Below are 19,845 nucleotides of genomic sequence, written 5' to 3' on the forward strand. Positions count from 1 at the left end.
GAATTATACGAAAAATCGTTGCAATTAGACGACATGAAATCGCAGCTCGACGAAAAAGAATTACGTTGGCTGGAATTAAGCGAGTTGGGGTAAAAACTTATGGCTTAAATATCCTCGAACTCTACGTTGGTGTAGTCTTTAACCGGAACTTCTTCCTCTTCAGCAACTTCCTCTGTATCAACTTGGGGCTCTGCTTCATCTCGCACATCTTCAGGTTGTTTGCCGTGAATATATTCAACCACTTCCTGCAGACTTTCTATGAACTTGGTGAAGTCTTCCCTGTATAAAAAGATTTTGTGTTTCTCGTACGAATATTTACCGTTTTCACCAAAGCGTTTTTTGCTTTCGGTAATGGTTAAGTAGTACTCATCGTTTCGAGTGCTTTTTACATCGAAAAAATAAGTTCTTTTTCCTGCACGAATAACTTTCGAATGAATCTCTTGCTTGAATTTGCTGTCTTTAAACTTAGCTCCCTCGTTAGTATCACCACTTTCCATTCTTCAATTTTTTGGTTTTTGGACTTAGTCAGGTTTCAAAAATAGAAAAATATTTGACAAATATTCAGAAACTGTCACGTAGCAGTTTTATTCGATGGCAAAAAATGCTATTTATATTGGTTCTACAAACAAATTTCCAAATCTAACCTTTTGGTAAACAGCATAAAAAAAGGGGACACATCAATGTCCCCTTTCAATAGAAGTATATCGTTTTATTTATAGATCTCTTTTTTTGCCGACAGCAAGGTATTTAACAGCAGCGAGGTACGTGTCATCGGTCCTACTCCACCCGGTACCGGAGTGATGTAGGAACATTTTGGAGCTACCTCATCATACAAAACATCGCCTTTCAGTTTCCATCCCGATTTTGTTTTATCTGATTTTACACGGGTAGTACCCACATCGATAACAACGGCTCCTTCTTTAACCATGTCGGCGGTTACAAACTCAGGAACTCCCATTGCTACGATTAAAATATCGGCATTGGCACAAACCTCTTTCAGGTTAGCTGTACGGCTGTGTGCAACAGTTACAGTGGCATTAATCGCCTTTTGCGACATCAACACACTCATCGGGCGACCAACAATATTACTACGGCCCAAAACCACACAGTTTTTACCGCTGGTTTCAATGTTGTAACGTTTCAGTAATTCAACAATTCCGTATGGAGTTGCCGAAACAAACGAAGGTAAACCAATTACCATGCGGCCAACGTTTATCGGATGAAATCCATCAACATCTTTTCTCGGATCGATGGCTTCGATTACTTTTTGCTCCGAAATATGTTTTGGCAGTGGCAACTGAACAATAAAACCATCCAAATCGTCGTCGTTGTTCAATTCCTCAACTTTGGCAAGCAATTCTTCTTCGGTTACATCGTCTTCATAACGAATCAGCGAAGACTTAAAACCTACCGCTTCACAGTCTTTAATTTTATAAGCAACATAGGTTTCGCTACCACCATCATGACCAACCAGAATAGCTGCCAAATGAGGTTGTTTTCCTCCGTTGTCGATTATTTTTTTAACCTCTTCTGCTATTTCCTGCTTGATTTCAGCAGCAACTTTATTTCCGTCGATCAAATTCATATTGTTTAATTTCTCGCAAAGGCGCTAATAACGCCAAGTTATTATTACAAAACTTCAATTACGTTTTTCAATCGTCAGTGGTTACTTGCCACTTTCTAATGACCAATGACCAATGACCAATGACCAGTGACCAATGACCAGTGACCAGTGACTAAAATTTCCGCCCTTGTCCCTGCATTCCACTCATCATGCGCTGAACGTTTTTCCCCTGCGACACCATACGCATCATTTTACGTGTTTCGCTAAACTGTTTCAGCAAACGGTTTACTTCCTGAATATCGGTTCCTGAACCATTGGCAATACGCTTTCTGCGGCCTCCGTTAATCAACGATGGATTTTCCCGCTCAGCCGGTGTCATCGAAAAAATAATAGCCTCGATGTGTTTGAATGCATCATCGTCGATATCCATACCTTTTAACGCTTTTCCCATGCCCGGGATCATTCCCATCACATCTTTCAGGTTACCCATCTTTTTAATCTGGTTAATCTGTTTCAGGAAATCGTTAAAATCAAATGTGTTTTTTTGCAGCTTTTTCTGCAGGCGTTTTGCTTCTTCTTCATCAAATTGTTCCTGGGCTTTTTCAACCAGCGAAACAATATCACCCATTCCCAAAATACGGTCGGCCATACGATCGGGGTGGAAAACGTCGAGTGCATCAACCTTTTCGCCGGTACCCACAAACTTGATTGGCTTTTCAACTACTGCGCGAATGGATAACGCCGCACCACCGCGGGTATCACCATCGAGTTTGGTAAGAACAACACCGTCGAAATCGAGGCGGTCGTTAAATTCTTTTGCGGTGTTTACGGCATCCTGACCGGTCATTGAGTCAACCACAAACAGAATTTCATCCGGATTGATTGCTTTCTTCACCGCAGAAATCTCGTTCATCATCTGCTCGTCGACTGCCAAACGACCGGCGGTATCCACAATCACCACGTCGTTGCCATTTGCTTTTGCATGTTGAATTGCTGCTTTGGCAATTTTCACCGGATCCATGTTTCCTTCTTCGGTATAAACCGGAACCTTTATCTGCTCGCCCAAAACTTTCAACTGATCGATTGCAGCCGGACGATAAACGTCGCATGCCACCAACAGCGGATGACGGCCTTTTTTGCTTTTCAGCATATTTGCCAGCTTTCCGGAGAAAGTTGTTTTACCCGAACCTTGTAGTCCCGACATAAGAATTACTGCCGGTTTATTTTTCAGCTCGATATCGGCAAAAGTACCTCCCATCAATTCTGCCAGCTCATCTTTTACGATCTTCACCATCATCTGCCCCGGTTTTACGGCAGACAAAACATCCTGCCCCAAAGCTTTGACTTTTACGTCGTCGGTAAATTTTTTGGCAATTTTAAAGTTAACGTCGGCATCCAATAAGGCACGACGAATATCTTTTAGCGTTTCCGCCACATTGATCTCGGTAATTTTCCCCTGCCCTTTCAGTAGTTTGAAGGACTTCTCCAGCCTGTCGCTTAAATTATCAAACATGCTTTTACTTCTTTTTGAAAATGAGGTGCAAAAATAGCAAAAACAACACAAAAGATGAAAGGAAATAGAAGCAAAAAGAAAAAGCATTTTTTATTTCTAAAAAACGGGCACAAAACTGCGGGGCAAATTTCTATTTTCATATTAACTCAGATTATCATAACTTGTAAACGCAAACTATTATTTCAGAACAAATACGCTTTTAAGTTTAACCATATATTAAAATTTACACTCAACATGAAAAAAGCAACTTTCACTGTATTTCTTATTCTTGCGTCCATCATAAGTTTTGGGCAATACCTTGACAATCAATTCTATTTTCGTTTCGGCTATTCAAGTCCTTCGTGGAAACAATTCGGGATGGAAGAACAAGACTGGAACGACCTGGGTATTACATCAAAGGCAGGAGCCAGTTTTGAATTGGGATCGATATTTTTGATTAAACGCCTTATAAACCGCAACGATATGGCGATTGGAATAAATGCGGACTACCTCTATACCGTTTTCCATAATTTTTCAAATGAGGATGATGTTAATGGCGGGAGCCTGGGTGTTTTTCGTGCCGGTTCGAAAATTGGTCCATCTTTTACCTACAGTCCGGTGGATAAACTGGAATTTGATGTTTATACAAAACTGGATTGTGCATGGGCAACAGCAGCGGTAATCTATTATTCAGATATGATTGACGATGCCGAGGACTTCTTTCTGGGTACAGTCGATTTTGGATTTTCAACCGGTTTAAACATTCGTTATGGAATATTGATGCTTGGCGTTGAGTTTAACACCATTAGCTCAGAACTGGAAAGCGATGATTATCCAGGCGTTTATCTGCAACAATTCGTTGATGCGGGATTTTCTGAAACACTGGGGGCCGAAAAAAAATCGAAACTTCCGTGCACTAATTTTACCATTGGCCTGAGTTTTTAGATTAGTAACCAATAATTTAACATGAAACCGCTCTGTATAACCTTTGCAGAGCGTTTTTTTTATTTCAGCACCTCTCCTACTTTTTAAACATTTGTTTTGGCAACATGGCTAAATCGAAGCCCACAACAACCTAACAATTTGGTTTTCACCTAAATAATATTCCTTCAGCCATTGTATTTAAGATTCAATAGTCGTAAATTGCATTAAAAGACTTACGTGTCTTTATTTGTTTTGCAATCAATAATCCAAAAAACGCAACATGAAAACAAGGTTCTTATTTTTAACAATGCTTGTACTATTCGCTGTAGCAGTGGAATATGCAAGTGCCACAGATCTTCCGAAAATGGAGATTTCGCAAAATGGAAATGAAACTGCCCTGCTGGCATTCAACTCCAACGTTCCTAAAACTTTCGAGATTACCGTTACCAATGAAAACAACTCGATCGTCTTCTTTCACAAAACCACAAAAAAGCAAGCCAGTTACAACGAAAATCTTGATTTTTCGGCTTTAGGCGAAGGCACCTATTGCATTTGTATTAATTACGGCAACCAGAGTTTAAACAACAAAATAACGGTTACCGACAATAAATTTACCACCGAAAACGTACAACATTTGTACGAACCGTATATGAAACTTGATGATGACAAGCTGAATGTTTCATTTTTAAATACGGCACAAAAAGGTGTTTTCCTGAATATTTATAAAAACGGCGAACACGTAAACGGGTATAACCTGGGTAAAAAATTAACGATACATAAAAGCTACGACATATCGAATTTAACGAGCGGCGAATACCGCGTTGTAGTTACCGACGATTTTAAAGACCATATTTTTACTTTACGGAAATAGCGTAATTTTTTAGTTAACTGCTAAACCACCCGGTTTTCCCGGGTGGTTTTTTTGTTTTGTCATCTTCTTTTGAAATACAAAGTTCCTTGTCTACCTTTGCGATTCAAGAAAACGAAATATGCAAAACAAAACCATAGACCTTATCTCACGCAACCTGGGGTTAAACACTACTCAGGTTTTAAACACCATCAATTTGCTGAATGAAGGAGCTACTGTTCCGTTTATTTCACGCTACCGAAAAGAACGTACCGGCAGTCTCGACGAAGTGCAGGTGCTTCAAATTAAGGAGCAAAACGATAAATATGCAGAACTCGCCAAACGCAAGGAAACCATACTTAAGACCATTGATGAACAAAATCAGCTGACCCCGGATCTTAAATCGCGAATTGAAGATTGTTTTGATTCGGTTGAACTGGAGGATATTTATCTGCCCTACAAACCAAAGCGTCGCACAAAAGCCACCATCGCCCGCGATAAAGGATTGGAGCCACTGGCCAAAATCATAATGAAACAGCTGGAACGCGATCCTGAATTCAGGGCCAACCAGTTTTTAAACGACGAAGTACCTTTAGTAGAAGACGCACTTTCGGGTGCCCGCGATATAATTGCCGAGTGGGTAAGCGAAAACGAACGCGCACGTAATATCGTGCGTAAAGGTTTTGATCTGGGAGCTTACATCACATCAAAACTTATAAAAGGAAAAGAGGAAGAAGCTGCCAAATACCGCGACTATTTTGACTGGAGTGAACCGTTGAAAAAATGTCCTTCGCACCGTTTGCTGGCCATGCGCCGCGGCGAAAACGAAGGATTTCTGCGTGTTTCCATTTCGCCGGACGAAGAGCGGGTACTGGAAAACCTGGAACGTTTTTTTGTAAAAGGAAACAACGACAGCGCGGAGCAGGTAGCACTTGCCGTAAAAGACAGTTTGAAACGCCTCATCCAGCCGTCGATTGAAACGGAATTTGCCAAATTATCGAAAGAAAAAGCCGATACCGAAGCGATAAACGTTTTTACCGAAAACCTGAAACAGTTGCTATTGGCGCCACCACTGGGGCAAAAACGAACGCTGGCTATCGACCCGGGTTACCGCACTGGCTGTAAAGTAGTTTGTTTGGATGAACAGGGAAATCTGCTACACAACGAAAATATATACCCGCACAAACCTCAGGAAGAAAAAAAGATGGCGGCCAAAAAAATTTCTTCGATGGTAGAAATATACCAGATTGATGCCATTGCCATTGGAAACGGAACGGCCAGCCGCGAAACAGAAGCTTTTATAAAAAAGTTGCGTTATAACCGCGATGTGCGTGTTTACGTGGTGAGCGAAGACGGTGCTTCGGTATATTCGGCCTCATCGGTGGCCCGCCAGGAATTTCCTCAATACGATGTTACCGTGCGTGGTGCCATTTCAATTGGACGCCGGTTGATGGACCCGCTGGCCGAGCTGGTAAAAATCGACCCGAAAAGTATTGGCGTTGGGCAGTACCAGCACGATGTTGATCAGAAAAATTTAAAAAGCAGTCTAGATTCAGTGGTTGAACTCAGTGTAAATTCGGTTGGCGTAAATCTAAATACCGCAAGCAAACACTTACTAACTTACATCTCGGGGCTTGGCCCTCAGTTGGCCGAAAATATTACCACTTACCGAAAAGAAAACGGAATGTTCGAATCGCGCGATGCCCTGAAAAAAGTACCGCGAATGGGGCCAAAAGCTTTTGAACAGGCTGCCGGATTCTTACGCATTCCTGATGCAAAAAATCCGCTGGATAACTCAGGAGTGCATCCGGAATCGTATAAAATCGTGTCAAAAATTGCCAAAGACCTTAAATGCGAGGTAAAAGACCTGATCAGAAATGAAGAGCTGATCTCGAAAATTGACTTTAAAAATTATGTGACTGCAGAAGTAGGCCTCCCTACCCTAACCGACATAAAAAACGAGTTACTAAAACCGGGCCGCGATCCACGAAAACCAATCAAAGTTTTTGAATTTGCCGAAGGTATTTTCAACATCACCGATTTGCAGGTTGGCATGGTTCTACCCGGAATTGTGAACAACATTACCAAGTTTGGGGCTTTTGTTGACGTGGGTATTAAAGAGTCGGGGCTGATACATATTTCGGAAATGGCCGATCGTTTTATTTCCGATCCCAACGAAATTGTAAAATTGCATCAACACGTAAAAGTGCGGGTGAAAGAATTGGACATCCCACGCAAACGCATTCAGTTATCATTAAAAGGAGTTGAACAGGAATAAATGAAAAGAACGACCAAAATACTTGCTCTCCTTTTGTTGAGTGCCTTTCTGTTTTCGTGCGCTTCAAAAAGCACTAGCAAACACCGTAATCCATATAATCTGTCACTTGTAAATACGGTAAAAGAATACAAAACTCAGGTTGCGGAAAATCCAGCCATGGAATTGATTGATCTGGAAAAGGAGCTAAAAAATGTGGTGCTCGACATTCGTTACGCTACCGGCAATAATTTTACAAACGAAGTAATTTACCAATCGCCAAAAGCCTTTGCCCGCAAACCTGTGGCAGCGGCTTTAAAATTGGTGCAGGATTCGCTGGTATCACTAAATCTTGGCTTAAAAGTTTTCGATGCTTATCGTCCGTATGCGGCAACGCTTAAGTTTTATGAGGTGTACCCTGATCCCGATTTTGTTGCCAGCCCGAAAACCGGCTCCCGCCATAACCGGGGTTGTGCTGTTGATGTTTCGTTGGTGAATTTAACGACAAAGCAAGAACTTGAAATGCCCACAGCATTTGATGATTTCTCGCAAAAAGCGCATTCTGATTATACCGATCTGCCGGAAGCAGCCCTGCATAACCGCACCATATTAATTGGCGTTATGTCTCATTTTGGATTTTCAGTGATTTCTTCTGAATGGTGGCATTTTGATTTTGTCGGCTGGGAAGATTTTCCGTTAATGGATCTTTCCTTTGAAGAGCTTACGAAGTAGTTTCCGAATTATACGGATTAACAGGTTTTTCAGGCGTTACAATCCAGAAAATAATATAAACCAGCAAGCCTGGAAATCCGGCAGAGAAAAGCGATAGCAGCACATAAATCAGTCGAACCAAAACTACATCTATCGAGAAGTATTCGGCAAAACCCGCCAAAACACCACCCAGCACTCTGTTTCGCGAACGATATAAACGATCTGCTGCCATTGCAATTCAATTTATCTCTTGCTGAATTAATCAGCACATTTTAATCTACTCCTCGTCGTCTTCTGCCAGCAGTTCTTCGTTTTCAAACTCCTTTTCCAAAAACTCTTCCGCTGCTTCAACCAACTCCGAAATCAACTTTTCGTCTCCCGGCTCGCCATCCATCCAATGAATTTCCTGGTTGTTCCAGAAATCATCGATATCTGCTTCTACAATAAAACGCGGTGTTTCGGTGTGAACCACAAAAATAGTATCAGGAGTCTCCTGCGAATTGTCGGCTAATAAAAACTTTGGTAACATGATTAATTGTTTTTTATGTTGTTTACGCGAAATTACGACAAAATCCAATCGGTTTCGATATTCTTTAAAAAGAATTTGAAAAGCAGGCTTCAAATCATGATCTGCCCCATCTCGTCCGATACACCGCCACAAAAGATGACCTTTCTCAGGATTTAATAACATTTTAAAAATAAAAACCCTCATTTTTTAGCAAATTGAACAGGATTGCTATTTTTAGCTCAATTTTTGAAACGAGCATACAATAATGCCTTCTATCCGAAGCACGAGGTTGGGCGATGCGGGTTTCAAAAGTTACCTTTTGAAATAACAATTCAACGTATAAAAAAACTGCAAATAATGAACAAACTCAATGAGATTCTTTCGACCATCGACGGCCATATTGGAGGCTCGCAATGGTTTGTATTTTTATTACTCGGAACGGGTATCTTTTTTACCATTTACCTGAAATTTCCACAGTTCCGTTACCTAAAACATTCGCTGCGAATAGTAAGAGGAAAATTCGACAAAGAAGGCGACGTAGGCGACACTTCGCACTTTCAGGCCTTAACAACAGCCTTGTCGGGAACAGTGGGAACAGGAAACATTGCGGGGGTGGCACTGGCCATTCACCTGGGCGGGCCGGCAGCACTTTTCTGGATGCTGATGACGGCAGCACTGGGTATGACCACCAAGTTTGTGGAAGTTACCCTTTCGCACAAATACCGCGATAAAGCTGCCGACGGAACAATTGCCGGGGGTCCCATGTATTTCATGAAAAAACGCCTGAACATTCCCTTAAAAAACAATAAAATTTTAAAAACCGGTACTTTGCTCGGAGGACTTTTTGCTGTTGCAACCATCCTTTCATCGTTTGGTACCGGAAACCTTCCGCAAATTAACAGTATCTCCAACTCGCTGTTCGAGACTTTTGGCATCAACCACATGGTAACTGGCGGTGTTTTGGCCGTATTGCTTGGGCTTGTAATTGTTGGCGGCATTAAACGTATTGCCAATGTTACCTCGAAACTGGTACCGCTGATGGCCATCGTTTATTTTATCGGTGCGATGGCTGTAATCACTTACAATTACGATAATATTATACCGTCTATTGTTGCCATTTTCGGAGACGTTTTTAACGGTTCGGCAGCTGTTGGCGGCTTTTTGGGTGGAAGCATTGCTTTTGCTTTTAACCGGGGCGTAAACCGTGGATTGTTCTCGAACGAGGCAGGTCAGGGATCGGCGCCAATCGCCCACGCTGCAGCACGGGCTCACGAACCCGTTTCTGAGGGTTTGGTTGCATTACTGGAACCATTTATCGATACCATTATCATTTGTTCTTTAACCGGACTGGTACTATTATCGTCGGGAGTTTGGACGGAGAAACACCAGAACCTTTTTCAGGAAACTGATATTGTTGTGCTCGACGGAAACTATTCGGAAGCCATAGAAAGCGATGTACATCAGTTACATAACTACCTGGTTGGAAAAGCTGATTTGCCCATGTTCAACAATAGTCTCCAGGTACAGAACGGAGAAATTATCGACCAGCCAACAATTTTGCACGCCCGGTCGGTAGCCGAAGACATTCGCGTTTTTGTGGATAATCAGCCTTATTCGGGTGAGATAAAAGTTACCGGCGGAAAGATCGACAGAAGTCCCGACAGCCCGAATCCAAAGGGTCTGGCTCTGGAAGGAAAATCATTGATGCACAGTGCGCCACTTACCACCATTGCTTTCACACGAAGCTGGTTTGGCGACTACGGAAAATACATTGTTTCAATTGGCCTGTTGATGTTTGCTTTCTCAACTGCCATCAGTTGGTCGTATTACGGTGGTCGTGCAGTTACCTATTTATTTGGCGTGAAAGCCGAAGTTTGGTACCGTGTGGTTTATGTAATCGGATTCTTTTTGGCGTCGTTTACCGATACCACAATTATCTGGACATTATCAGGAATTACCATTGCCTTGATGACCATTCCGAACCTTATCGGTATCCTTTCGCTTTCAAAAGAAATGAAGAGTGAGGTAAAATTATTCTGGGTGGAATATGGCAAACGTTTCCCGGGAGAGAAAGCACCAAAAGGATAGTTTAGAAAAAAAACAACCTTGGTTTTATTAACAGAAAAGGATGTCATCTTTCATATAGATGACATCCTTTTTCAATAAAAAGAAAATTACGACATTTGATTTATGAATAGATCAATCCTGTCACTAAGTTTTCTTCTTCTACTAGTTACGAGTTGCCACCAAAAGAAAAGCATAAACTTCAAGCTTGTTTCCGAAAGCTACATTTCCGATACAACGCAATATGAGCAATGTCACGCCTCAACAATTATTGAAACTGAGAACGGGCTTTTGGTATCGTTTTTTGGAGGGCCATACGAACGACATCCCGAGGTTAGCATATACACTGCTGCTTTTGCTAACGAACAATGGCAAAAACCACAAAAAGTAGCTGACGGCGAAGCTGATACAACGTTGTTCCCAACGTGGAATCCGGTTTTGTTCAGAAGTGCAAACAATCAAATTGATCTTTTCTACAAAGTTGGTCCCAGCCCAAACGATTGGAGGGGAATGGTAATGCATTCGTCTGACGAAGGGAAATCGTGGTCGGCACATGAAAAATTACCGGAAGGAATTCTTGGTCCGATCCGGAATAAACCGATTCAACTGTCGTCGGGTGTGATTCTTAGCCCATCAAGCACCGAAGAAACCCACGAGCTTTGGAAAGCTCATATTGAGCGATCAACAGACGGTGGCCAAACCTGGACAATAATAGCCATTCCTTCACCCGACTCAGTAAAAGTTATACAACCCACTTTGCTTGTTTATTCCGATCAACGAATTCAGGCACTTTTAAGAAGCAACCAAAATGTTGTTATGGAGAGCTGGTCGTACGACCAAGGAAAAACATGGTCGGAAGTTCAGCCAACAACAATACCCCATCCCAATTCGGGAATTGATGCGATCACTTTAAAATCGGGGGCAAAATTACTGGTAAACAATCCTTTGCCAATTGGCAATTCCTGGGAGGCCGGACGAAACAAACTCGATCTTTATTATTCCACCGATGGGAAATTGTGGAAAACAATAATGCATCTGGAAAATGAACCGGAAGGTGAATTCAGTTATCCGTGTATTATTCAAACAAGCGACGGTTTGATTCATATTACCTACACCTACAATCGCCGACAGATTAAACATATGGTATTAAGCACTTCATAATTGAAGCTTAAAACCTTATTACTTTTATTTTTAGCTATATTCTATTCTCATAAAAGATAGACTTTCTTGCTTTTTCTCCTGAAATTCGAGCTAATTACTTCAAGTTTGGGGTCCAGAACTCAAATGATGAACCTATCTTCTTATAATTTGAGGCTCCGAACTCTAATTTCAAAGCTCTGAGGTGCCTCCCCCCACCTCATTACTCAAAACTTCTGGCTTGAAACTTCATATTCCGGGTTCTGAACTCAAACTTTGTAGTTATTAAGTACCTACTTCAAGCTATTTTCTCCGCATTTGTAGCTCTGAGCTCCCTATTTGAAGTTTTTTTCTCCTTACGTTTAGTTCTTTAGTGAAGGTGGGTACTTCAAAGGTGGGTGGGGGTACCTCCGAAGTGGGGGTAGGTGCCTCAGATGTCAGTTAATCAACTTCTGAACCGTGAAATTAAAACTGATTACTCCAATTCATGAGCAAAGAAGTTGGCGTACCCGTCAAAAATCAGAAAAATATAGAATCTTCTAATGCTTATTCCCGTCACCGGAGCCGCTGGAAACGCTAAACAATGAATCCGTTACTTTGTACTTTAAACAATGAACTGTATTTTTGCAGCTGATTAAGGAAAGGCTATGCAAAACATTTATCCAAATAATTTCGAGGCAAAAATTGGTTTCGACCGCATTCGTGAGATGCTCACCAACAAGTGCATCAGCACCATGGGAGACGAATGGGTACAAGAGATGCATTTTCAAACTTCGTACGACACCATTTTGTTACAATTGAATGAGGTAAATGAGTTTTGCCGCATTATCCGCGAGTTCGACAGTTTCCCGGCCACACATTTTTACGACCTGCGCGAGGCTTTACAAAAAATCCGACTGGAAGGTCGTTTCCTGGAGCCCGAAGAACTGTTTGATTTGAAACGTTCGCTGGAATCGGTACGCGCCATTGTTAATTTCTTTTCGAAACAGGAAGAAGAAGCCTTCCCTATTCTAAAACAGAAAACATCACGGGTGCAGGTGTTTCCATACATATACGACCGCATTGATGTAATCATCAATAAATTTGGCAAGATCCGCGACAACGCATCGCCAGAGCTGGCACAAACACGCCGCAGTATTTTAAATATGCAGTCGAACATGTCGAAACGTTTGCATGCCATTTTAAAACAAGCACAAAAAGATGGCTGGGTGGAAGAGGACGCGTCGGTTTCAATCCGCGATGGACGTGCTGTTATTCCTGTTGCTGCGGCCAATAAACGCAAACTAAAAGGTATTGTTTACGATGAGTCGGCCACCGGAAAAACATCTTATGTTGAGCCGAATGAGATTGTTGAAATGAACAATGAGATCCGCGAGTTGGAATACGCCGAACGTCGCGAGATCATTAAAATACTCACCAATTTTGCCAACGATATTCGTCCTTACCTGGAAGAGTTGGCTTACTCGTATGATTTCCTTGGCGAAATGGATTATATCCGGGCCAAAGCATTGTTGGCGGTTGAATTTGATGCCATTCGCCCTGAATTTAAACAGGAACCAATAATTGAATGGTATCACGCCATTCATCCATTGCTATTAAAAACATTAAAAAAGGAGAACCGGAAGATTGTTCCGCTTGATATAAAACTCACCGACGAAAAACATATTTTACTCATTTCGGGACCAAACGCCGGAGGTAAATCGGTATGCCTGAAAACAACCGGGCTGCTGCAATACATGTTGCAATGTGGGTTGCTTATTCCGGTAAACGAAGCCAGTAAAACAGGTGTTTTCGAGCAACTTTTTATTGATATCGGCGACGAGCAATCGATGGAAAACGACCTGAGTACCTACAGTTCGCACCTGATGAACATGAAACATTTTGTGCGCAATTGTAACGAAAAAACGCTGATCCTTATTGATGAATTTGGTACCGGAACCGAACCTATGCTGGGTGGAGCCATTGCCGAGTCGATTCTGGAGAAGTTGACAGAACTGGGTACTTTTGGTGTGATTACCACACACTACACCAACCTGAAACACTTTGCGTCGTCGGCCGAAGGAATTATAAACGGTGCCATGCTTTACGATTCACAAAATATGAATCCGTTGTTCAAACTGGATATTGGCAAACCGGGTAGTTCTTTCGCTTTTGAGATTGCACGAAAAATAGGATTGCCTGAAGATATTTTGGAGCATGCTACAGAAAAAGTGGGGAAAGACCACATCGATTTCGACCGTAACCTGCGCAAAATTAACCGCGACAAACGCTACTGGGAAACCAAGCGAATGAAGATTCGTAAGGTGGAAAAGATTATTGACGACACGGCAGAAACTTACGAGGCTGAATTGCAGGAAATTCAGAAGCAGCGAAAAGAGATTCTGAAAAAAGCCAAAGAAGAAGCGGATGCTTTACTGAAAGGGGTGAATAAGCGGATTGAAAACACCATTCAGGAAATTAAACAAGCCCAGGCAGATAAGGAAAAAACAAAAGAAGCACGGGCAAAATTGGGTGATCTGAAAAAGGATATCGACCGTAAAACAACGGGCAACGATTCGCAAATCTCTAAAAAGATGGAGAAACTGCGTATGCGCGAAGACAACCGAAATAAACACCGCCCCGATGAGTCGAAAAAGCCGGTAAGCAAAGAAAAGCTGGAGCAAAGCATAGAAATGCGTCCCGGCGATAAAGTGCGTTTAAAAGGACAGGATACCGTTGGCGACCTCATTGAAATTAATGCAAAAAATGCAGTGGTTGCCTTTGGCCAGCTAATGACAACAATACCAAGTAAAAACCTGGAACGAATCAGCAATAACGAAGCTAAAAAGCTGGATAAAAACCGCGGTGGACGGGCATCTGTTCTTAGCGAAGGTTTCTCGGAACGCCGCCTGAGTTTTAAACCCGAAATCGATATCCGTGGGCAACGAGCTGATGAAGCCATCTCGAAAATCACAGCGTTTATTGATGAAGCAATAATGTTTGAATCGGGTCAACTTCGAATCCTCCATGGCAAAGGGAATGGAATTCTGAGACAAATTATTCGCGAATACCTGCGCTCGGAACCCATGGTACGCAGCTACAAAGATGAACATGTAGATTTTGGCGGTTCCGGGATTACAGTGGTGAACTTAGCGCTATAAACCGGGATTTTTGATAAAACCAAATCAGCGTCTTCTGCGAAATCAGCGAGAAACTTAAATATGAAAACCAACTTCAAAGTAATAGCCTTCGATGCCGACGACACCCTTTGGGTAAACGAAACATTCTTTAGCGAAACCGAGGAAATGTTTTGTGCGCTACTTTCGGATTTCAGCACCTCTGACGAAATCATGGAAGTGCTTTATACCACCGAGATACAAAACCTGGAAGAATACGGTTACGGCACCAAAGGATTTGTGCTTTCGATGGTTGAGACGGCGTTGAAAATTACCGGCAATAAAGTACCACAGGAAATTATTGAGCAAATTATTGAACTGGGTAAAAAACAGATCAATCAGCCGGTAGAATTGCTCGACGGCGTTATTGAAACACTGGAATATCTGCAGCAAAAAGACTATAAATTAATTGTGGCTACCAAAGGCGATCTGCTTGATCAGGAACGAAAACTTAAAAAGTCGAAACTCGAAAAATATTTTCATCATGTGGAAGTGATGAGCAACAAAAAAGCTGCCGATTACCAGAAACTCATCAATCACCTGGAAATTAATCCTGAGGATTTTCTGATGATCGGAAATTCATACAAATCAGATATTGAACCGGTACTGCAACTCGGTGGTTTTGGCATTCATATTCCTTTTCATATTACCTGGATTCACGAAAAAGCGGAAGAAGTAGAAGATCATCCGAACTGGATAAAACGATCAAACATAGCTGAAATAAAAACGATTTTATAAAGTATCCCGAAGCATTATAATTCACTCATATTGTAAAGGTTTAGTTCCAAAGTTTAATTATTTTTAGCCTTCAACTAAACCAACAACAATGAGAAACCTGTCAGTATTTATACTTCTTACCCTTTTATTTTCATCATGTTCCCACAAACCTTACGAAACAAAACCCAATATCATTATTATTTTGGCCGACGACCAAGGTTGGGGAGACTTAAGCTGTAACGGAAATACAAACATAAATACTCCGAACATTGATAAACTGGCTGAAACCGGTGTTACTTTCGACCGTTTTTACGTTTGTGCCGTTTGCTCGCCTACCCGGGCCGAATTGTTAACCGGACGGTATCATGTGCGCAGTGGTGTTTGGTCAACCGGAGCCGGTGGAGAAAGAATGGATCTTGATGAGACTACCATGGCCGAAGTATTTAAAAATGCCGGATATACTACCGCTGCTTATGGAAAATGGCACAATGGCATGCAGGCTCCCTACCACCCCAACTCCAGGGGTTTTGATGACTTTTATGGCTTCTGCTCCGGTCATTGGGGAAACTATTTCAGCCCAATGTTAGAACACAATGGCGAAATTGTAACAGGCGATGGGTTTATCATAGACGACCTTACCCAGAAAGGCCTGAAATTTATTGAAGAAAACAAAGACAAACCATTTCTGTTGTATTTGCCATTTAACACACCTCATTCGCCAATGCAGGTACCCGATCGATTCTGGGAAAAGTATAAAAACAAAAACCTTGCTATGTTTTATCGCGACAAGGAGAAGGAGAACACGCTGTTTACAAAAGCTGCTTTGGCCATGTGCGAGAACATCGATTGGAATGTAGGTCGTATAGCTCAAAAAGTTGAAGAATTGGGACTGACAGAGAATACCATAATTCTTTACCTTTCGGATAACGGCCCAAATGGATTTCGCTGGAATGATAACATGAAAGGAAAAAAAGGCTCAACTGATGAAGGTGGAATACGTTCTCCGCTTATTATAAAATGGGACGGCAAGTTAAGTGCCGGTAAAGAAATCAGCGAAATTACCAGCGGAATAGATTTACTCCCAACACTGGCCGAATTGGCCGGGATAGAAGTACGCACAACAAATCCTCTTGATGGCCTCAGTTTAAAATCCCTGCTAGTCGATGATGACGCAGAATGGCAGGATCGGATCATTTATAATTACTGGGGAGGCAGATTGAGCTTAAGAAATCAGAAATTCAGGCTCGATCATGAAAATAAGCTTTTTGATATGGAAAATGATCCGGGACAGTATATCGACGTTTCGGAAAAGTACCCTAATGAATACCAACAACTGCTTTTGGCAAAAACAAACTGGGAAAAAGAAGTAGCAAGCGAATTGGGCAGAGATGCCAAACGACCATTTACGATAGGTCATCCAAGTGTCTTTCAAACTCAACTCCCTGCTCGCGATGCAATTGGCCACGGCAATATAAAACGATCAAACAAATACCCCAACAGCACTTATTTAACGAACTGGATGGCTACTACCGATAAAATTACCTTCGATGCGGAAGTACTCACCAGCGGCAATTATGAAATTGAGTTGTTCTATACCTGCCCTGAAGAAGAAATCGGTTCAAACGTTAAACTTAGCTTTAACGATTCTCAGCTCGAATTCGAAATAAACGAAGCCTGTGATTCTCCATTACTCGACGACAGGGATATTTATCCACGAATGGAAGGGTATGTAAAAGAATTTCACCGAAAAAAAGTTGGCACCATATACTTAGAAGAAGGAAAGGGATTACTGACCTTACAAGCCACACTGATTCCCGACAATCATGTAATGGATTTTAGGTTGCTTCTTCTTCGGAAAATCTAATTTGTGATGAACTATTTTATATGGTTCTACTTTTAAATGAAAAAAGCTAAAAGATGAAAAAAGTAACAGGCATCGGCGGAATCTTCTTCAAAACAAAAAATCCCGAACAGATGAAGGAGTGGTACAACAAAAATCTGGGATTGGTAACAAACGAATACGGATCGGTATTTGAATTCAGAAAGTCGGACACGCCGGATGAAAAGGCGTATTCGGTTTGGAGTCCGTTTAAAGAGGACACTGACTATTTTGAACCATCAGAGAAAGAATTTATGATCAACTACCGGGTTGAAAATATTGAAAAACTGGTTGCGGAATTAAGAGAGGCAGGAGTAACCATTTGTGATGAAATTGAAACGTATGAGTATGGGAAGTTTGTCCACATCATGGATCCTGAAAACAACAAAATAGAACTTTGGGAACCCGTTGATGAAGTTTTCCAATCGATGTACGAAGGAAAAACCACAAAATAGTATCTTGCAAAAAAAATAGCAATTACTATGAAACCCGGATTTCTAATAATACTGTTTTCGTGGCTGTTTACCGTTACTTTGCAGGCTTCGGCTTCCGAAATTCCAAACGACACCACATACATTTTTCTAAAAGATTACGGCTTATACAAAACCCGGAAAAACAATGCCATTAAACACTTTTATAAAGCACTGGAAGATCTGAAAACCGATCAACCAAAAGTGCTGGTATTTTCCACCGGCACTTACCATTTTTATCCCGATGATTGCAAAACCAAAGTTTATTTCCAGGCAAACACCTTAAATGCAGGTCCGAAAGTTTGTGCATTTCATTTTGAGAATATTAAAAACCTGGTAATCGACGGGCGCGGCAGCCACCTGATCTTTCACCAGGAAATGCAGCCCTTTACCTTCGACAATTGTGAAAACATTACCCTTAAAAATGTTTCGATTGACTGGGAACAACCTTTTATTGCCCAGGCTGAAGTTTTACGGGCGACCGACCTTTATATTGACATTGCCCTGAATCCCAGAGAAACACCCTACCATTTAGAGGAAGGGAAGATTTATTTTGATGTGGGAAATGGCCGGACCAACGAATGGAAAAAAACCTTGGAGTTCGACCGAAACGGCAGATTCATTGTTCCTCATACCGGCGACAACCCTTGTTTGGGCGAAGACTGGGAGGCTTATACTGCCGAGGCTACAATGCCCGGGATTGTACGACTTCATTTTAACTTTAAACGCAAACCCCAAATTGGGAATTTCCTGATAATGCAACATGCCACGCCAACACACGCAGGTATTTTTATTTCCGAATCGGAAAACATTGCTATTGAAAATACAAGATTGCATCATGCTGCCGGTTCGGGTATTTTGGCTCAATACAGTAAAAACCTGGAGTTCGACCGGTACCAGGCAGTTCCTAACCGTTCTAAAATACGTTACTTTGGAGGAGGCTTTAATGGATTACGGGTAGTAAATTGTCAGGGCAAGGTTTGGGTTAACTATTGCACCTTTGAGGGACTTGTTAATGAGCCTGTTCATGTTTATGGCATCAGCGTTCATGTTGATGAAGTTATCTCGGGAAACGAGGTGAAATGCAGCTACTTGGATAAACAAAGTGAGATTCAAAACTGGGCTCGTCCTGGAGATGTGGTTAGTTTTATTGGACGTAATTCGGATTCTTCATCTGAAACATACACGATTAAAACGGTCACTGCTATTGATAAAGAACATTTTTCGCTACAATTTGAGCAAGCGGTTCCCAACAACCTGAACGCAGGAGACGTAATTGAAAACCTGAGCTGGACACCGGACCTGACAATAAGGAACAGCAATTTTAAAAGTAGCAGGGCCAGTGGAATTGTACTGGCTACACCCGGAAAAGTATTAATTGAAAACAATACGTTCGAATCCAGCGGAAGCGCCATACTAATTGCAGGCGATGCAAATACTTCGCTTAAAACAGGCGGCGTAATTGATGTATCCATATCGGGGAATATATTTACCTCCTTATGTAATTCAAGTACTTACCGGTACAATGAAGCAGTTATTTCCATCAATCCAGTCATTCCTGCTTTAAATGATAATACTCCAGGTTATCACCAAAATATAAGCATTCAGCATAATCAGATCGATCCTTTTGATTATCCTTTACTTTATGCACTTTCTGCTGAGGGACTGTCTTTTAAGGGAAATACCATAACCAGAAATTACGATTTTTCGCCGTTTCATAACCGGCTTTATACTTTTAGTCTTGAGTATTGTAAACAAATAGACATTATCGGCAACAAGCTTTCGGATGATGTGCTGGGGCGAAATATTTATTTGAAAAGGACCCCTGAAAATGAATTAAAAACGGATATGGAATCTATCTTCATATTTGAAAAGTACTGATTACTGAGTAACAACTTCATAAAAACTGATTACCGACGTAAAATAAGCGGAATCGGGTGTTGCTGTTGTAACTTTCTCTCTTAATGTTTTACTTTTACCAACGGACGCAATAATCTTAGCATATTAAAATACTGTGGTGATCCATTTAAGGATGGTTCTACTTTTTCAGTACACTTTTTGAAGTGGTTTGTAAATACAAAACCGTTCATGTTGATGAACGGCTTTTTTTATGGTGGCCAGCC

General features: G+C 41.5%; 16 protein-coding genes. 11 read left to right on the forward strand and 5 right to left on the reverse strand.

From position 1 onward, the window contains the following. Positions 1 to 104: 104 nt before the first annotated feature. The 3 genes from ABZB17_RS08705 to ffh all read right to left on the reverse strand — a co-directional run bounded on the left by ABZB17_RS08705 (position 105) and on the right by ffh (position 3,077). Complete coding sequence (locus ABZB17_RS08705) at positions 105 to 497, reverse strand: DUF3276 family protein (protein ID WP_372649459.1); 393 nt, start codon at positions 495 to 497, stop codon at positions 105 to 107. A 212-nt stretch (positions 498 to 709) separates the two neighbouring features. Continuing rightward, entirely contained in the window at positions 710 to 1,585 is an 876-nt protein-coding gene (folD, locus tag ABZB17_RS08710; RefSeq protein WP_372649461.1) for a bifunctional methylenetetrahydrofolate dehydrogenase/methenyltetrahydrofolate cyclohydrolase FolD, read from the reverse strand. A 151-nt stretch (positions 1,586 to 1,736) separates the two neighbouring features. Further along, positions 1,737 to 3,077, reverse strand: coding sequence for a signal recognition particle protein (gene ffh, locus ABZB17_RS08715; RefSeq protein ID WP_372649463.1), 1,341 nt, complete (start codon positions 3,075 to 3,077; stop codon positions 1,737 to 1,739). A 234-nt stretch (positions 3,078 to 3,311) separates the two neighbouring features. Between ffh and ABZB17_RS08720 the strand changes: the two genes are divergently transcribed. The 4 genes from ABZB17_RS08720 (at position 3,312) to ABZB17_RS08735 (ending at position 7,813) form a co-directional block, all read left to right on the forward strand. Further along, a complete protein-coding gene (locus ABZB17_RS08720; RefSeq protein ID WP_372649465.1) occupies positions 3,312 to 4,001 on the forward strand; it encodes a hypothetical protein in 690 nt (229 codons plus the stop codon). Between the two features lie 259 nt (positions 4,002 to 4,260). Beyond that, positions 4,261 to 4,851 carry a hypothetical protein gene (locus ABZB17_RS08725; protein WP_372649467.1) on the forward strand — a complete coding sequence of 197 codons (591 nt, stop codon included), beginning with the start codon at positions 4,261 to 4,263 and terminating at the stop codon, positions 4,849 to 4,851. A gap of 118 nt (positions 4,852 to 4,969) precedes the next feature. Continuing rightward, positions 4,970 to 7,105: a Tex family protein gene (locus tag ABZB17_RS08730; protein WP_372649470.1), complete on the forward strand. Its 2,136-nt coding sequence runs from the start codon at positions 4,970 to 4,972 to the stop codon at positions 7,103 to 7,105. Further along, positions 7,106 to 7,813, forward strand: coding sequence for a M15 family metallopeptidase (locus ABZB17_RS08735; RefSeq protein ID WP_372649471.1), 708 nt, complete (start codon positions 7,106 to 7,108; stop codon positions 7,811 to 7,813). Here the strand turns inward: ABZB17_RS08735 and ABZB17_RS08740 are convergent. Both ABZB17_RS08740 and ABZB17_RS08745 read right to left on the reverse strand, forming a co-directional pair. Further along, positions 7,803 to 8,024 (reverse strand): PspC domain-containing protein, encoded by a 222-nt coding sequence (locus tag ABZB17_RS08740; protein WP_319503700.1) that lies wholly within the window; start codon positions 8,022 to 8,024, stop codon positions 7,803 to 7,805. The two genes, ABZB17_RS08735 and ABZB17_RS08740, sit on opposite strands and share 11 nt — an antisense overlap. Positions 8,025 to 8,069: 45 nt before the next feature. Then, positions 8,070 to 8,321, reverse strand: a complete 252-nt coding sequence (locus ABZB17_RS08745) for a hypothetical protein (protein ID WP_319503701.1) — start codon at positions 8,319 to 8,321, stop codon at positions 8,070 to 8,072. 336 nt (positions 8,322 to 8,657) lie between these two features. Between ABZB17_RS08745 and ABZB17_RS08750 the strand changes: the two genes are divergently transcribed. The 7 genes from ABZB17_RS08750 to ABZB17_RS08780 all read left to right on the forward strand — a co-directional run bounded on the left by ABZB17_RS08750 (position 8,658) and on the right by ABZB17_RS08780 (position 19,603). Further along, complete coding sequence (locus tag ABZB17_RS08750; RefSeq protein WP_372649473.1) at positions 8,658 to 10,388, forward strand: alanine/glycine:cation symporter family protein; 1,731 nt, start codon at positions 8,658 to 8,660, stop codon at positions 10,386 to 10,388. Between the two features lie 102 nt (positions 10,389 to 10,490). Beyond that, positions 10,491 to 11,525, forward strand: coding sequence for an exo-alpha-sialidase (locus tag ABZB17_RS08755; protein ID WP_372649475.1), 1,035 nt, complete (start codon positions 10,491 to 10,493; stop codon positions 11,523 to 11,525). Positions 11,526 to 12,148: 623 nt separating this feature from the next. Continuing rightward, positions 12,149 to 14,641: an endonuclease MutS2 gene (locus ABZB17_RS08760; protein WP_372649477.1), complete on the forward strand. Its 2,493-nt coding sequence runs from the start codon at positions 12,149 to 12,151 to the stop codon at positions 14,639 to 14,641. Positions 14,642 to 14,701: 60 nt separating this feature from the next. Next, positions 14,702 to 15,394 (forward strand): HAD family hydrolase, encoded by a 693-nt coding sequence (locus ABZB17_RS08765; RefSeq protein ID WP_372649479.1) that lies wholly within the window; start codon positions 14,702 to 14,704, stop codon positions 15,392 to 15,394. A gap of 88 nt (positions 15,395 to 15,482) precedes the next feature. Continuing rightward, a complete protein-coding gene (locus tag ABZB17_RS08770) occupies positions 15,483 to 17,237 on the forward strand; it encodes an arylsulfatase (RefSeq protein ID WP_372649481.1) in 1,755 nt (584 codons plus the stop codon). Positions 17,238 to 17,290: 53 nt separating this feature from the next. Continuing rightward, the gene (locus tag ABZB17_RS08775) at positions 17,291 to 17,707 is read left to right on the forward strand and encodes a VOC family protein (protein WP_372649483.1); all 417 of its coding nucleotides are present in this window, start codon (positions 17,291 to 17,293) and stop codon (positions 17,705 to 17,707) included. 27 nt (positions 17,708 to 17,734) lie between these two features. Next, entirely contained in the window at positions 17,735 to 19,603 is a 1,869-nt protein-coding gene (locus ABZB17_RS08780; protein WP_372649485.1) for a right-handed parallel beta-helix repeat-containing protein, read from the forward strand. The last annotated feature ends 242 nt before the right edge of the window (positions 19,604 to 19,845 follow it).

The sequence above is a fragment of the Draconibacterium sp. genome, assembly GCF_041583095.1.
GTDB lineage: Bacteria > Bacteroidota > Bacteroidia > Bacteroidales > Prolixibacteraceae > Draconibacterium.